A 14,820-nucleotide genomic window follows, 5' to 3' on the forward strand; every position below is an offset into this window, starting at 1 on the left:
GTCGCGGGGAGACGCAGACAGGGGATGACGACAGGTTCGATGCTCGAGGTGCCGCCCGCCGGGCGCAGCGCCGTCTTTGCGCCCGGCTTCGGCCAGCGGGTGCTGCTGACGGTCGACACCGAAGAGGAATTCGACTGGCGCGCCCCCTTCCGGCGCGAAGGCTATGGCACGAGCCATGTTTCGGCGATCCCGCGCTTCCAGACCTTCTGCGAAGGGATCGGCGCGCATCCGGTCTATCTGGTCGACTGGCCGATCGTGCACGACCGCCAAGCTGTCGAGGTGATCGGCGATGCGGTGCGGCGGGGGACAGCCGAGGTCGGCGTGCAGCTCCACCCCTGGGTCAACCCCCCCTTCGAGGAAGAGATCAGCGTCGCCAATTCCTTCGCCGGCAACCTCCCCCAGCGGCTCGAAGCGGCCAAGTTCACCCTGCTGCGGGACGCGATCGAGGCGGCTTTCGGCGCAGCGCCGCAGATCTACCGCGCCGGCCGCTACGGCCTCGGCCCCAACACCGCCGCGCTGCTCAAGCAGGCGGGGATCCGGGTCGACACCTCGGTGCGCCCGCTGTTCGATTACAGCGATCAAGGCGGGCCGGATTACAGCAACCATCCGCTCGCCCCCTATTGGGTCGACCCTGACCGCGCGCTGCTCGAACTGCCGGTGACCAGCGCCTATTGGGGCCCGCTGCGCGCGCTCGGCCCGCTGATCCACCGGGTGCAGCGCCATGTGCCGACCTTCTTTTCCGGCTTCTCGCGCCTTGGCCTGCTCGAACGCATCGCGCTGACGCCCGAGGGCGTCTCGGCGGACGAGGCGCTGCGCGGGATCGACCTGTCGGTCGATGCGGGGCTCCCGGTGCTGGTGCTCTCGTTCCACAGCCCGACGCTCGCCCCCGGCCACACGCCCTATGCCACCAGCGAGTCGCAGGTCGAGGCGCTCTACGAGTGGTTCGAGGCCGTCTACGCCCGGCTCGCCGCGCGCGGGGTGCACAGCTGCACCGTCGCCGAGATCATCGCTGCAAGCGGCAGCTAGGCGCGCATCCCGCTGACTTGTCGTGCCCGCTTGTCGTGCCTTCTTGTTTCTGGCGCGAGCGCAGAGTAGGGCGGGCCTCGTCGCCCTGCCCTGCCCTTCCGGCGCGCACCCGCGCACCGGGCCTGTAGCTCAGCGGTTAGAGCTGGCCGCTCATAACGGCTAGGTCGCGGGTTCGAATCCTGCCGGGCCCACCGGAGGGCGGAGCGGGCGAGACGATCAGTGTCGGGGAGTGGCGCAGTCCGGTAGCGCGCTTGCTTTGGGAGCAAGATGTCGCAGGTTCGAATCCTGTCTCCCCGACCACTTTTCACGCAATCGACTGTTCTGAAACGGCTTTCCCTGGCCGGTTCAGACCGCCTAGCCATCGACGTGGGTAATCAGCTAGCCATTTCCTAGCCAACCCCGTTCAGGAAAGGCGCCCGAGCCGGCCTCCAACAAGGAGCCGACGATGGCAACGATACCCCACACCTACATCCAGTCAGGCCGCTACTACTTTCGCCGCCGGGCTCGGTTAACCGAATCCCTACACGCGCAGGTTACCCTTGCGCTGGGCACGCGAGAACCTGTGCTTGCCCGCCACCGGGCAGCATCCCTGTCGGTGCGCTTCACCGAACTGACCGGGAGGGTTGCAATGTTCATTGAGCGGGGCGATCGCCTGACTCAGGCGATGATCGACGAGATTTTCGACACCGAGCTGCGCTCCTGCCTCGATGATCTCCTCCTCGGGTTTCATGCCGCAGACGACCCCCGAGCCGTCGCGAATGCATATCGCACTGCTGCAGCCGCCTTCCGCCTGGCGCAGAGGCCTGCTGCCGTTCGTGACATTGGTATGGCGGAACATGAGCGGCTGCTGTCGCAAGGCTTCGACGACATCACCGTTGAAGGCGTGGCGGCCGATCTCGATCGATACGCCCATCCCGACCATGTGGCGGATGAAATGATCGAGGAATGGATCGCTGCCCTTGGAATGCTTCCCAGCCGTGCAAGCTACAAGGCAGTAGCTGCTGTCATCACCCGCGCTCACGGACGGGCGCACGAGTTGGCGTCCCGATATCTCGATCCCGAGATCCAAGATTCGATCGATCCGACAGCCGCTCTCAGGCAACGAGCCCGGGACGAAGGTTTCCGCCCCTTTGGCTTGGCGGGCGGATCGCCGATCGCTGGTTCGCAGGTGGCTGGCGCCACCCCGCCCACCAATCCTGAACCCGTTGCACTTGCGCCTGCCGCCGTAGTCGCCACGCCAAATAGTCGTTTCCTCGTTCACTCTACACGTCGGTTCAGCGAGGCAATCGACGAAATTGCAGCCGCGATGAAGGCGGAGAAGCGCTGGACGGGCGACATCAGCCAGCAAGTGCGCGTCATGCGCAGCTTTGCCTGGATCACCGGCGACAAGGCCTTGGGTGATTACACGCACCTCGATGTGGGCGAGTTCAAGAAGGCGCTGCAGCTGCTCCCAAAGGGCTTCCAGTGGCACGATCACTTCGACCAGCCCTATGAAGTTGTTGCCAAAAAGGTGGATGCTGAGAAGAGCGCCTACGAGCGCGCCCAAGACAAGTCGAAGCTGAAGCCCTTCGTCCCTCGCCAGGCAGTCACGATCAATCGCGACCTCTCCTATATGTCGACGGTGGCCCAATACCTTGCGCAGAACGAGTGGGCACCACTCATCCCGAACACTGATGTGCTAAACTTCACCAAGGCACTGATCCGTAACGCCAAGCCAACGGGCAAAACGCCGGTGAGGCCGCCGTGGAAGGTCAGCCAGCTTCGCGAGATGTTTACGGCGCCGGTGTGGACCGGCGGCCGTGGACACCTTGAGCGCCTTTATCCGGCTCCTCCGGAAGATGTTTATCAGGACGCCGGCTACTGGCTGCCGCTGCTGCTCTATTATTCGCACGCCGCCCTGAACGAGATTGCCGGGCTGAAGCTCGACGAGGTCAGCCTGGACACGCCCGTCCCCTTCGTGACCGTGAAGAACAACAACCTTCGTGGCACCGATGACGAGTTACGGGGTGAGAAGCGTGCTGCACGTGGACGCGATATCCCGCTTCACCGGGAAATCATGCGCTTGGGGTTTCGCAGCTATGTCGAAGCCATGCGCAAGGAAGGCCATGCCGCCCTGTTCCCGGAGTTGTGGATCAACAGCCGCAAGAACGGCGGCGCGCAGTTCCGCGAGCGAGCCTGGGTGCCACTGATGGCATGGGCCGAGCAACGCATGACGTTGCCGACCGGGCTCAACGGGAAAGGGGTCGACCTCCACAGCATCCGCAAGACCGGGAGCGGGTTCTACGCCGTCGAGAATGTGCCTGACATTGTTCGCGCCGATATCATGGGCCACGCGCGGACGGGGACCAATGGCTTGCACTACAGCTTCCGCGAATTGAGCGAGGATCAATACGTCGCGCTTAGTGAAGCCCGCGACCTGATGGAAGGTCGCATCACGGTTATCACAGATCATCTGCAACCGCAGGCGCTGAAGGTCCTTCCGCTGCCACATCGCAGCCGCTTTGGTGCGCCTCCGAAGAAGCTCGCCTGAGCAGATAGTCAAAACGGGTGGTCGTGGCGCCACGACCACCCGCATTGTTCAAGCCGCGATCGCCAGCTGATCGGCGACCTCTCGCTCCAGCTGGCGCTGATACTGGCTTAGGACCCCCTCGAGCCGGTGCTCAGGCCGCCTTCTGCGAAAAGCGGCGATGTGAGCAATTGCGGCGGTTGCATATCGAATGCCGTTGCTGCCCTGCGCGCAAAGCCAGGCAGACCACACCAACGCGATGAGCAGCGCATCTGCTTCAACGTGCTCGCGCAGCCGCTGCCATTCACCCGAGGTTGTCGGCACCGGCACATCGGCCTTCGATGAAACCAGCTCAACCGGGATGCCAAGTCTGATCGCGATCTGGGACAGGTGCACCCACGATTTCCCCCTCCCTTTGATCAACAGGCCGAGATCCGTATGGCGCTTATCCCAGCGGCCCTGAAAATCCAGAAGCTGGTAGGGTAACCGGACCCCTGCCGTCATTGCGGCGAGACTGATCAGGGGCACATCAACGCCCAGGCTACCGTATCCGACCAACGTGTGCTGGTCTCGTGCTCGCAGGAAGTGGCAGAATTGCTCGAGCATCCGCCCCTCGCTGCCCCAGTCAGCCTGCACCCATGATGCGTGATCTTCGATCGTGAGCGTGCCCGCCTCGTCGAAATTGAAGGAATATGCGGTCAAAGCGACCACCTCCTTGATTGCCATCGCTCTCCTGTCGGAGGCTTTGTCGAACGAGCGGTGGGCGTGATACCAATCACTCCGCCATGCGTATTCGGCGTCGAAAATGATGAACTTGCCCATCAGAATTCCTCCGTCGCACCAAAGGCCCCGATTGGCGCTGCCTTCCGCAGCGCCGACCACGCCTGGTATCCTGCGGCCAGACGAACGCGATCCTGTTCACTCACTGCGCTGAACAGATGCGCCAGAAAAAGCGCCTTCGCTTCGTCCTCCGACCGCCGAGCCCTCTCGGCAATCAGATCGCGTGGGCTTGCTCGATAAAGGCCGAAATATCGTGATACCCAGTCGAGCGTTTGTTCAGGCAGGTTCACGGCGCGAACGTCGAGGTCGCCCCGTAACCCCCGCAACGCTTCCGCGTCGGTTGGGTTTGGCATCGGTCTGCCAGCCGTAAGGTGGCGCACGAGGCCACGCGGCATCCGCGGGTTCCGGATGATGACCGTGGCGCCCAGTGGGACGAGCTGTGCGACGTGCGCTAGGGCCTGTTCAGGCGAACAGGCTGGCGGAACGGTGGCCATGCGTGTGTCAAAGCGGGTCGACAATGCGTCGTCCGCGGCGGTGAATGCGGCGGCGCAGACAATCCTGCTGCTTGGCGCCAATTCGGTGGCGGTGCGGATAATGGCGAGCGCGCACGTCGTGGCGGCCGCAGGTGAATATGTCATAATGAATTACCTCAAACGAAAGCGGCGGCGACCTTGAAGGTCGCCGCCGCAGGGAAAAATTGGGATGGATCCGGTAGCGATCAGCGAGCGCCACCATGCTGATGGTAGGCGCCCAGCTGGTGGGCCCTGAGGGAAGCAGTGTAAGGGGGCGGGTTAATCAGCACCCTGTCGAATTCAGCGGCCGCGGCTTCGATGCCGCCGCGGATGGCGTCTGGCGAAGGGGGTGTGACACGCACGAGACGGTCCGTGCGGAATTGCCATGCCTCCTTCCGATCCATGGACACGAGCACCGCCGGCTTCTCTGACGGCAAAGATACCACATCAACGATGCGGGCCGTGGCGTGCCTGTCTTCGGTGGTGATCAGCACGAGTTGCGGGCCTGAAGTGCCGTCCTTGCGCTGTTCGAATACAGCCACAAGCACATCAAGCTTAGCCAGCGATGCTGTCTGCATCAGATGATCAAATGCAGGATCCCCCTCAATCATGCACGCTGATGCCACAGTAAAGCGTGTGCCTGATCCTGGAGGAGGCAGCCGCATCAGCGACGCCAGAGAGGCAGCGACCAAGCGATGTATCATCGCTTCAGGTTGTTCAGATTTCATCATAAGTCCTTCGGTTTCAATCCGTCGCTCGCGATAAGGACCTTTTCCTTTCTGCCGGACGGATCACCGTCCTCTTTCCCTTGCTTGGTGTTTTTGAACAAAAATCCTATACCTCAAGCATGAGCCAAGCACCGAACCAGAACCCGACGATGATCGAAGGGGACAATGCCCCATCGATGGATGGCGTTCGTGCTATTGGTGCTCTTCTGGCTGCATGCGCTAACTTACTTCAGGATAAACGGCGAAGGTCGCTCCGTCGCCCATCTGATAAGGCGATATTCACATCTATCCTGACGAGTTGGATGGCGATTGTTGCCGCAGTTCTTTGTCGAAGTTCAGAATCGCGCCGCAAGATGCCGCTTCCCGCAGATAATCGACGGCGGGGTGTAATTCGACCGCCACAGACCTTCGCTGCCCCGTAACCCCTTCTGACACGGCCAATCGCGCTGCGGGCAAGGTCCCCAGCGCTGTCCCGAATTGACCGGCATGTGGTGCGAATCCTGCGAGTCCTGCGATATCGCAGGTGCCGCAGGTGCCTCAGGTGATCACACCGGTCCTGGCAGAGAATTTCCCCATGAAGAAGAAGAAGGATTGGGTCTCCACGGAAGACCTATACAGTATGTTCGATGGCCTCGTTGAGGGTGGTGCCCAACTCGACGACCTTAACGGCTACAGCGCCGCAACCTCCTTGGGTTTACCGGCAAACGGCCGCCTCTACACCGCGTTTGGCCAGTGGAAATCAGCTCGCAAGGCCACCGCTGAAAACGCGACCTTTCTGCTGCCCACCGAATTGGTGACTGATTTCAGGCAGCAGCTGGAAACCATCCAGGCGCAAATCCTAACGTCGTTTTCCGACACCTGCAAAGCGGTTGGCGCTGAAATACAGGCGCGCAGCCGCCGCGAGGTCTTGGCCGCTGAAGAAGCGTTGGAGCGGCAGAAGAACGAGGTCGGGCACCTTGTCGATCAGCTGTGTAAGGCAGAGCAGCAGAGTGACGAATACAAAGAGAGCGTCGCCAAGCTGAGCGCCCAACTTGGGCGTGCCGAGAAAGATCGCACGAAGCTCCAGGCCCGATTGGAGGAAGCCGAACATCTCCTTCAACGGCTACTGGCGCGGATCCCCCTCACCGCAGAAGCAGAGTCCCCGCCTGCCGATCCAGACCAAACAGCCGGGCCACTCGGCGCGGGTTCTGACGTCATCGTGACCGATGAAAAGTTGGCACCGATGCTTCCCCTGGAAGCCTCCGGGGCCAACGCTCTGACCGGTGCGGCCTCGGCAAAGGAGGCTGGCGATGAATAAGCGTCGGCACTTCGACTTCTGGGACGAACTGGCCCACGTTGCTCGCACCAGGCACGAGGCAGAGCTCAGCGGCCAGATGATGCAACTGCAAACCAAGCTCCTTCGCGCTGAAAGGGAGCTCGAGGATCTTCGCGCTCGGCTTGATCTGGGTTTTTGCAGGTTCTGCAGTGAAAATCGGGCTGCTTCGTTCGACTACGAACAGGACCCACTAGCAGCACGCGCTGTTGACGGGTCCGTGACACTGGCGTCGGACGACATGTTCGCCATCGCCCAGGAGCAGGAGCGTGTCTCGGCTGCTGGCTTTGCGGGCGCAGACCTCCGCAATGGCGGGCAAGACGAGGAAGAGGAAGATGACATCCCCTTCTGACCGTCAGGCGAGCGTCCTGAGCCTGCCTGACGAAGCTGCCTTCGTGCTCGAAAAGGGGCAATCGTCCATCAGGACGGTTCGAACCTTTTCGACCCCGCGTCCGCGGGCGCACGAAGGCTGCCTTGTGCCATTGCTATGGCGCCCACGCAGTGGTCGGTCGCACTGGCGTGCGCCGCCACCTGCTCTTGTTCGATCCGATCGTGCGGCTGGAGCTGACCACCCTCTTGGGTGGTCGTCGCTCCAGCTGCTCACCGCGTTCGCGGTTACGATCGGTTCGAACATGCGCCGTCAATGGCGCTGCCCCCTTTGCCTCGGCCCCGCCGAGGCTGGCCCGCAGCACACGCGAAGGGCCACTCCCGGCCGGCTGGTGCCGGACGCGAACGGGGGTCAATTCAGCGAATTGACCCAGAGTGAGTGAACTAGCCGACCCCTAATTACGCCCAATTGCCAGGTGTTCTATCATGACCAAGAAGCATTATGCCATTTGCCGCTGCACTCGCCTGAAGACATGGAACGACGTCGCTAAAGCAGTCCGTCATAACGACCGCGATCAGCGTGAACGCTCGACCATTGAAGGACGCCCTGCCCCACGAGAATTTGTGGACCGAGGTGGGCTCTCTGCCGTCGCATATGGGAAAAAGATGTTGGCCCAATGCGGCATCAAAGCCGCAGAAGGCCAAGTGGTCGCCGTAGAGTACATGATCACCGCATCACCGGAATGGTTTCACGGCAAGGATCCCAAAGAATACAGTGACTGGATCAATAGCTCACTGAAGTTCATCAATGACCGCCACCCAAGGGGGGTGCTATCCGCAAAGCTGCATCTGGATGAAAGCACGCCACATCTTCACGTGATCTGCATGCCGCTCTACGAGGATATCGTCCGCAAGAGGGGAGCCCGGCCCAAGACGCCGGAAGCTGTCGCCAGGCGAGCCATGGAGGAAGCGCTCGCCCCGAAGGTTTGGCGTCTCTCCTACGATCGCGTAATGGGTAACAGCCGCTATGCGTTGCGCGACATGCAAGACCAGTATCATCGTCACGTTCAGCATCTTGGCTTGGCCCGGGGTGAAGATACGGTCGGCCAAAATAAGCGCCACATTCCCCTGAAAGAACTCCGGCGACAACTCGAAGAACGTGAGCGCGAACTCGACCATATCGGATTCGAGCAGGAGCAGCGAACGCTCGCCCTGCAACGCGCGGAGGACGAGCTGGCCTTTCGCACCCGGGAGTTTGCCCGGCAGGTGGGAGAAATAGAGGACGAACGCCGTAGCCTGCTGGCCTACCGGACTGACCTTGAAACCGAGCGGAAACTGCTGCTGGCGGATCTTCAAAGGCGCCAGGAAGCCGTTGCCATAGCGGAAATGAAGCAGCGCGAAGAGCTGGCTGCAATCGATCGGTCACGTGCTGACCTGCTTCGGCGTGATGCTGCTGCCGAGGCCAAGGCGAATGAAGTTGAGCGTGATAGAGCTCAGCTAGATCAACGAGAAGCCGACCTCGTGCGTCGGACGTCAGCGATACGCCGAGCAGAGGTGGAGACGGCGGCACAGCTACAGCTTCTTTTGCGCCACGCAGCGGACCGGGAAACCCCTCGGCGCACCACCGAGCAACTCGCATCAACGGAAGTCGAGCGTAACGTGGCACGTCAACCTTGGCCGGTGGCAATCAACGGACTTCGTGACCTGCTGCAGCGCACAGCACTGGCTCGCCGACGTATGGCCGAGCGGCTGTTGCGGATGAGGAAGCGGCTTCGGTCCCTCGTCCAACGCGAGCGGACAGTGGAGATCAGCGAACGCGCCTTGGCCACGCGCGAAACGGCCCTTGGCAGGAGGGAGCGGGAACTCGACGGTCTTCTCACCGGCGCAGAAACCCAACGCCGTCAAGCAGCCATGCTGGACGCCAGCGCACGGGAGCAGATCCGTGATATCGCGTCGAGGCGGAAAGACCTCGAAAAGAAGGAGGCTGGACTACAGGCAGAGCGCGCCGCATTACTCGCCGATCGCGCTGCGCTCGACGGTAGAGCGGCTGAGATTTCGGTTATTCAAGGGGCTATCGACGAAGCCAGACGCAAACTCACGGCAGACCGTGAGGGATTGGAAAGTAGGGCCAATGAACTCGCCAGGGACCGGGCCGCTTTTGAAAAGCAGTCATCAGAGGCCCTGAAATCGTTGGATGAACTGAACTGGAAGAACCAATTAATAGATACTGAGAATAATCGACTCAGCACCATGAGAAAGATTTATAAAGCGGAAAACGCGATAATAAATGATGCGATCAACGATAAGTTGCGTCTGGGCAAAAAGAACGGTAAAATTTTTGTCCGGGGATCGGATGGATGCACACCATTAATGATCGAAGGACGGGCTCCATCTAATCAAACATCAAAAATACTGAATATAATTATCAATCTGAGGCATGCAGAGCGTAATTTAATCGACTCCGCACAAAAGCTCAGATCCGCTTCCGATGAGATCGAAGCCCTCCGACCTGACATGAAGAAAATAATTGATGTCCAGCGGAACATGATTTCTGCTGCGACCAATATTAGCTTCAATTCATCTGAATTGACTTAAACTGATCGGATGCTCATCTTGCTTTCGAACTCTACAAGTTTAATTTTACTTGGGTCCTGCGAATCACAAGCTGCACGTAGTTTGTCGTCTATTCGTGCGGCCACAATGACGCCTAAAACCTCTTCGCCACCAGCAAGGTTCTTCCGAACCCAACCCATGTAACGAGATAGCTGCCCAAAAACCCTGTCAGCGGCTCTGTCACGCTTCAATTCAATCACAACATATTTACCGGTCTTCAGGTCTTGGCCAAGTAGGTCAATGGGACCGACCAATGTCGAGAATTGGCGACCGATCAGCTTGAGGTTTAGGCCGAGACGCTTTCCGAATTCCTCGAAATTCTTTTCGATATTGTCCTCAAGCGTCCGCTCGTCGATCATCATTCGGCGGAAATTACGGAGTTGCGCGGTTGTTGCGCCAAGGCTCTTTTTAACAGCCGCAGCAGCCTCGAGATCATTCCGGCCAACATACACATCGAGCGCTGCCTGCTTGGTCGGAGTTGCCTCGGGATTACCCATCCATGCTAGAAACTCTTTTTGGTTAGCAAAGTCGATGTAGGTGCCATTGACGGCATATTCTTCCATGTAGGCCCGGTCAGCGCCGCGGATCCGGTGCAATCGGAGCGTCTGGTTCGCGTCGACCTCAATCAGATCTGAGAGTGCCCACATGCGATAAGCATAGGACTGGTTAAGGCGGATTGTGTTGTAGATTGACCCTCGCCGCGGCCCGCCGATACCGAAGGCATCGCACTGACGGGCAACCTCCGCTTGCGCTTCGAGTGATAACTCGCGGAAAGCGTCGATCTGCTCAGCCACTCTATCAAGATCATCAATCAATCTGGCCTTCGCTGCGAATAGCCGATATTCTATGCCCGAAACAGAGCCATCGACCGCTTGCATCAGCCGGATCAGAAACGGCACCGGATGGAGCCTTACGGCCCGATGCTCGCGAGAAGACACAGCCGGGTTCGAGAACGGATAGCGCAGAGCCTGCCGTGCGAGGACAGCAGCTTTGTCGCTGGCGTTTAGAAACAGGTTGCCAGCATCAGTAATCTGCACCTGCTCATTCGGATCGACCCAAGCGAGGCCGAGCACAGTCATCACCTGTTTGAGCATCCGAGCGAGCGGTGCACCGCCGCCATCCCATTCGTCCTCAGCCTCCGACACATTCTCGGCTTGCAAGCGCCGGATATAGTCGCTTTGCACGTCACGCCATGCGCCTTTGTTCTCAAATTCCTTTAGGATGCGCAGGCGAGCTTCAACGCTCTCAACCGTTACCGCAAGGCCCTTCGGTTGATACCAGTAGGCAAGATTCACCCCATAATCGCGGACGAAACGCTTCCACTTGGGTGAAAGCGCTGGGCGAGTTGAGGGCACCGCCACTAGACCAGCTTAGGTTGGTCGTCGTCCGAAGGTGCAGCGACGCTGCGCCCATAGGTTTTTCGCTTATGCTTGCTCACCGCTTCGACCCCCGCTGTTCCAGCTTCTTCGAACGTCATCCGTATAAGGTCATCTTTTGTAGGGTATTTTGCTCGCCCGACAAGTAGTATCGGATCACCTGGAGGAGCGCCCTCAAGGCGGCGCTCGGCAAAGCGGAGATAGCCTGGGTTGATGTCAATGCCGATGAACCGCCGCTTCATCTTCTTGGCGACGACGCAGGTTGTGCCGGTGCCTACGAAGGGATCGACTACAATCTCACCGGGAAAGCTTTCGCTCGCCCCGTAAGAATAGAGCTTCATCAGTCGAGCGGGAAGCTTCTCAGGAAACGGAGCTGGATGCCCTTCTTCTCGCTTGACGTCTTCCGGATACATAAACCAAACCTGCTGAGCCAGATCCATCCATTCTAGTCTAGAGAGCTTATTTGCCTCTTTAGCGGCATCACTGAATTTGGGGGGCTTGCCAGGCTTTACATAAACATTTATGAATTCGATCGTGTTATTCTCAAAAATATTTCCGGGATAAGGATAGCTTCCGAACATCATCTTTGACGTTTGTTTCTGCCAAACAAACAAGCCATAACGCTCTAAATCTGTCTCCGAAATAATCCGTGCCTCATTGTCGAAGGCTATGTTCTTTAGATGCCTTGTATGCTGCTCGATTACGTCCTTTGGGATGGGCATAAGCGGGGCATTAATACAGAGCTTACCATTTGGACGTAGGACGCGGGCACATTGCGTCCAAACCTTCATCATATCGTCAAGATAAGCCTCATATGTCGACCATTCGGCCGTCTGACCATCATACTCTACTGCTGTCCAGTAGGGCGGTGAAGTGATTACAAGATCGACCGAACCATCTGGCCAACTAGCCATTATCTCGGCTGCGCTGCCTGCCAGAAGCTTACCCACGTAGGTTTCAATTGAGGGGAAGTCCGGAACATCCGCGGCCTGCTGCGAGGGCATGCTTTCTCCAATGGGGAATTGAGGGTTTGAGTACCATGCACATCGCCTATAGCGATCTGGCTTCACACTCCCAAGCGTTTACGATCATGAAATGCACGGTCGCGAGGACATGCTTAACGCAACCGAGCAGGCGAGCGAGACATCTGGAAAAACGAGTCGATAACTTCGTGCGACACCTTGCCAACCTAGCCATTTCTTCGCCATTTACCTCGCACACGGGCAACATGCTCGTGCTCAAACCGCTGTTTTGGCATGGTTAAATTTGCGTGAAGGGCACAGGGCGGAATCCTGTCTCCCCGACCACCCCTTCCGTCCCGCCCGGCCCGCCTCAATCCCGGGGCCGGAGCATCGTCCAGAAATGCGGACCGCCCGGCACCTGCCATTCGTCCACGATCCCGAAGCCGAGGCGCTGGTAGATCGCGACATTGCCGGGCTTGGCGGTCTCCAGACAGACATCGACTCCGAGCCGGTTCGCCTCGGCGATGCCGGCGCGGATCGCATGGCCGCCCCAGGCCTTGCCCTGCGCATCGGGCCGCACGGCCGCATAGCGCAGGTAGAGATGATCCTCGCCCGCCGGGATATGCTTCGCGAGATGGCGACCCGTCCGCTCGGCCCGCCCGATCGCGGGGCCGAAGATCCGGAGCATCCGCCACAGCTCAGCCGGGGTGATCGGGTCGTGGTGGTGGACCTTGCCCGGCAATCGCCACAGCGTCACCGCCTCCCTTGCGGGTGCGGCAAGGATCATTCCGTGGCGCAGGTGATCGGCGAAAAGCCAATCGAAGAAGCGCGGCAGGCGGCGGCGGCGCGCGGCGGCATCGGGCATGATCCATTGCAGCGCCGGATCGTCCTGGAACGCCAGAGCGAGAGTCTCGACGGCTTCGCGGCGCATCCCCGACGCGCCGTCAACGATCGCGCGCGGGATGCTCATGCGGGGAAAGGTGCGCGCCGCACCGCAAGTCCGAAACCCACACGAACCGCAAAGACGAACCGCACGCCCGCGACGAAATCGCGCGGCAGATGCGCCAGCCTCAGGCCGGTCAGTTCGACCATCGCCCCGTATTGAGTATAGGCCCCCAGCACGCCGTCCCGCTCGGGCGTGATGCCGATGGTGGTGTGGACCATCAGCGCATCCGTCATGGGTTCGCCGACGGATGGAGGTGCGTGCGCCGCGCAGGCACAGCCGCGGGCCACGGCGGCGCTGTGCAGTGTGAAATCCTCTCCGGCGAAGTCCTTCATCAGGCCTTCATCATGCAACAGGCCGCAAATGTGAAGCAGTTCCGGATCGACCGAATGCCCGTCGATATGCGCAAGCGCGCGGCTGAAGACGCTCGTCGCACAGGGAAGCCGTGCACGACATAACTGATGGCCTCAGCTCGCTGTCATGACCACGGTCAGACGGCGGTATCCGACGGTGCGGACTAGGTCGCCATAGCGCTCCTCGCCCGGCTCGGCGGCGAGCACCGTGATGGCGCGGGTGCGCTCGCCGAGCTGGCGGATGAGGCTGCGCAGAAGGGTGCGCGCATGGGCCGCACCGAGGCAGTTGTGGTGCCCGCTGCCGAAGCCGAGGTGCGGATTGGGCGCTCGGTCCAAGCGCACTTCCTCAGGCGCATCGAACACGGTCTCGTCGAAATTGGCCGAAGCCCAGCATAGCGAAGCGCGCGCGCCCGGGACGATCCGCTGCCCGCCGACCTCGGCACCCGCGGGGCACACCCGCCCGATATGGGTGAGCGGCGAAGTGACGCGCACGAATTCCTCGACCGCAAAGGGGATGCGCCGGGGATCGGCGCAAAGCGCTTCGAGCGCGGCGCGGGCCTGCGCGAAATAGGCGATGATCGCCGAGACCGCGGTGATCACCGTGTCGCGCCCGCCGGCGAAGACGAGGTTGGCGATCCCGGCCATTTCGTCGTCGGTGAGCGGGCGGCCATCGATCGCCATGCGGGTCATCGCGCCGAAGAAATCCTCGCGCGGCTCGGCCCGTGCCGCCGCGATCCGGGCGCGGATGTGGCGGTCGAGCACCGAGCCCTTGGCCGTGCTGTCCTCCCCATCGTGGAACACATGGATGCCCCAGCCGATCCACTCCTCCGCCTCGGCCTCGGGCAGGCCGAGCAGCAGGGTAAGCGCGCGCGATTGCAGCGGCAGGGCAAAGCCTCGGACGACCTCGACCTCGTCTTGGGCTATGGCAGCATCGATCGCGCGCGCGACCAGCGCGTCAATGGCGGCGATATAGTCGGGCTGGACGGGGCGCATGAAGGTGGGCTTCAACAGGTCGCGCCACGCCTTGTGCGCGGGGGGATCGGTCTCGATCGGGAGCTGGCGGACCGAGCGCACCCCCGTCTCCTCGGGGATCGGCACGCGGCCCGGCGCGTCGGAGCTGAAGGTCTGCCAGTCGCGCGCCGCCGCCCTGACGGCGCGGTGGCCGAGGATCATCGGGATCGGTTCGCCAGCGAAGTCCACCACCAGCACGCCGTCGTCTCGGCGCGCGGTGCCGAAGGGGTCGCGGGTCATGTCGGAAGTTTCGGCCATAACGTGGGCCTCACATCAAAGCCGTGACCGCCTGTCTCGCACAATCGGCCGGAGCGCATGGATTGAACAGTTTTTGACCGCGACAGTGCAAGCATGGCCGACAGACGACAGGG

General features: G+C 60.8%; 13 protein-coding genes and 2 tRNA genes. 7 read left to right on the plus strand and 8 right to left on the minus strand.

Going from position 1 to position 14,820, the window contains the following annotated elements:
- Positions 1–24: 24 nt before the first annotated feature.
- The 4 genes from PFX90_RS04550 (at position 25) to PFX90_RS04565 (ending at position 3,556) form a co-directional block, all read left to right on the plus strand.
- Positions 25–1,026: a polysaccharide deacetylase family protein gene (locus PFX90_RS04550; protein ID WP_285711102.1), complete on the plus strand. Its 1,002-nt coding sequence runs from the start codon at positions 25–27 to the stop codon at positions 1,024–1,026.
- A 118-nt stretch (positions 1,027–1,144) separates the two neighbouring features.
- Positions 1,145–1,217, plus strand: a tRNA-Ile gene (locus tag PFX90_RS04555).
- 32 nt (positions 1,218–1,249) lie between these two features.
- Positions 1,250–1,326, plus strand: a tRNA-Pro gene (locus tag PFX90_RS04560).
- 145 nt (positions 1,327–1,471) lie between these two features.
- Complete coding sequence (locus PFX90_RS04565) at positions 1,472–3,556, plus strand: site-specific integrase (RefSeq protein ID WP_285711103.1); 2,085 nt, start codon at positions 1,472–1,474, stop codon at positions 3,554–3,556.
- 48 nt (positions 3,557–3,604) lie between these two features.
- Here PFX90_RS04565 and PFX90_RS04570 read toward each other — a convergent pair whose 3' ends face one another.
- The 3 genes from PFX90_RS04570 to PFX90_RS04580 all read right to left on the minus strand — a co-directional run bounded on the left by PFX90_RS04570 (position 3,605) and on the right by PFX90_RS04580 (position 5,555).
- Entirely contained in the window at positions 3,605–4,354 is a 750-nt protein-coding gene (locus PFX90_RS04570; RefSeq protein WP_285711104.1) for a 3'-5' exonuclease family protein, read from the minus strand.
- Positions 4,354–4,950 carry a hypothetical protein gene (locus PFX90_RS04575; RefSeq protein ID WP_285711106.1) on the minus strand — a complete coding sequence of 199 codons (597 nt, stop codon included), beginning with the start codon at positions 4,948–4,950 and terminating at the stop codon, positions 4,354–4,356. The genes PFX90_RS04570 and PFX90_RS04575 overlap by 1 nt, the downstream gene beginning before the upstream one ends.
- Positions 4,951–5,030: 80 nt before the next feature.
- Complete coding sequence (locus tag PFX90_RS04580; protein WP_285711107.1) at positions 5,031–5,555, minus strand: hypothetical protein; 525 nt, start codon at positions 5,553–5,555, stop codon at positions 5,031–5,033.
- Between the two features lie 571 nt (positions 5,556–6,126).
- Here PFX90_RS04580 and PFX90_RS04585 point away from each other — a divergent pair.
- The 3 genes from PFX90_RS04585 to PFX90_RS04595 all read left to right on the plus strand — a co-directional run bounded on the left by PFX90_RS04585 (position 6,127) and on the right by PFX90_RS04595 (position 9,786).
- The gene (locus PFX90_RS04585; protein WP_285711108.1) at positions 6,127–6,849 is read left to right on the plus strand and encodes a hypothetical protein; all 723 of its coding nucleotides are present in this window, start codon (positions 6,127–6,129) and stop codon (positions 6,847–6,849) included.
- Positions 6,842–7,216 (plus strand): hypothetical protein, encoded by a 375-nt coding sequence (locus tag PFX90_RS04590; protein WP_285711109.1) that lies wholly within the window; start codon positions 6,842–6,844, stop codon positions 7,214–7,216. Before PFX90_RS04585 ends, PFX90_RS04590 begins: the two co-directional genes overlap by 8 nt.
- Positions 7,217–7,677: 461 nt before the next feature.
- The gene (locus PFX90_RS04595; protein ID WP_285711110.1) at positions 7,678–9,786 is read left to right on the plus strand and encodes a plasmid recombination protein; all 2,109 of its coding nucleotides are present in this window, start codon (positions 7,678–7,680) and stop codon (positions 9,784–9,786) included.
- Here the strand turns inward: PFX90_RS04595 and PFX90_RS04600 are convergent.
- The 5 genes from PFX90_RS04600 to PFX90_RS04620 form a co-directional block, all read right to left on the minus strand.
- Complete coding sequence (locus tag PFX90_RS04600; protein ID WP_285711113.1) at positions 9,783–11,099, minus strand: endonuclease NucS domain-containing protein; 1,317 nt, start codon at positions 11,097–11,099, stop codon at positions 9,783–9,785. The two genes, PFX90_RS04595 and PFX90_RS04600, sit on opposite strands and share 4 nt — an antisense overlap.
- A 65-nt stretch (positions 11,100–11,164) precedes the next feature.
- Positions 11,165–12,184, minus strand: coding sequence for a DNA-methyltransferase (locus PFX90_RS04605; RefSeq protein ID WP_285711155.1), 1,020 nt, complete (start codon positions 12,182–12,184; stop codon positions 11,165–11,167).
- A gap of 328 nt (positions 12,185–12,512) precedes the next feature.
- Positions 12,513–13,112 (minus strand): GNAT family N-acetyltransferase, encoded by a 600-nt coding sequence (locus tag PFX90_RS04610; protein WP_285711157.1) that lies wholly within the window; start codon positions 13,110–13,112, stop codon positions 12,513–12,515.
- Positions 13,109–13,420, minus strand: coding sequence for a hypothetical protein (locus tag PFX90_RS04615; protein ID WP_285711159.1), 312 nt, complete (start codon positions 13,418–13,420; stop codon positions 13,109–13,111). The genes PFX90_RS04610 and PFX90_RS04615 overlap by 4 nt, the downstream gene beginning before the upstream one ends.
- Before the next feature lie 132 nt (positions 13,421–13,552).
- The gene (locus PFX90_RS04620; RefSeq protein ID WP_285711161.1) at positions 13,553–14,689 is read right to left on the minus strand and encodes a cytochrome P450; all 1,137 of its coding nucleotides are present in this window, start codon (positions 14,687–14,689) and stop codon (positions 13,553–13,555) included.
- Positions 14,690–14,820 lie beyond the last annotated feature (131 nt).

Source organism: Erythrobacter oryzae (assembly GCF_030271515.1).
Taxonomy (GTDB): Bacteria; Pseudomonadota; Alphaproteobacteria; order Sphingomonadales; family Sphingomonadaceae; genus Erythrobacter; species Erythrobacter oryzae.

Coding starts and splice junctions, on each gene's coding strand:
- PFX90_RS04550 (WP_285711102.1), top strand. CDS start 25: ATGACGACAGGTTCGATGCTCGAGGTGCCGCCCGCCGGGCGCAGCGCC.
- PFX90_RS04565 (WP_285711103.1), top strand. CDS start 1,472: ATGGCAACGATACCCCACACCTACATCCAGTCAGGCCGCTACTACTTT.
- PFX90_RS04570 (WP_285711104.1), bottom strand. CDS start 4,354: ATGGGCAAGTTCATCATTTTCGACGCCGAATACGCATGGCGGAGTGAT.
- PFX90_RS04575 (WP_285711106.1), bottom strand. CDS start 4,950: ATGACATATTCACCTGCGGCCGCCACGACGTGCGCGCTCGCCATTATC.
- PFX90_RS04580 (WP_285711107.1), bottom strand. CDS start 5,555: ATGATGAAATCTGAACAACCTGAAGCGATGATACATCGCTTGGTCGCT.
- PFX90_RS04585 (WP_285711108.1), top strand. CDS start 6,127: ATGAAGAAGAAGAAGGATTGGGTCTCCACGGAAGACCTATACAGTATG.
- PFX90_RS04590 (WP_285711109.1), top strand. CDS start 6,842: ATGAATAAGCGTCGGCACTTCGACTTCTGGGACGAACTGGCCCACGTT.
- PFX90_RS04595 (WP_285711110.1), top strand. CDS start 7,678: ATGACCAAGAAGCATTATGCCATTTGCCGCTGCACTCGCCTGAAGACA.
- PFX90_RS04605 (WP_285711155.1), bottom strand. CDS start 12,184: ATGCCCTCGCAGCAGGCCGCGGATGTTCCGGACTTCCCCTCAATTGAA.
- PFX90_RS04610 (WP_285711157.1), bottom strand. CDS start 13,112: ATGAGCATCCCGCGCGCGATCGTTGACGGCGCGTCGGGGATGCGCCGC.
- PFX90_RS04615 (WP_285711159.1), bottom strand. CDS start 13,420: ATGAAGGACTTCGCCGGAGAGGATTTCACACTGCACAGCGCCGCCGTG.
- PFX90_RS04620 (WP_285711161.1), bottom strand. CDS start 14,689: ATGACCCGCGACCCCTTCGGCACCGCGCGCCGAGACGACGGCGTGCTG.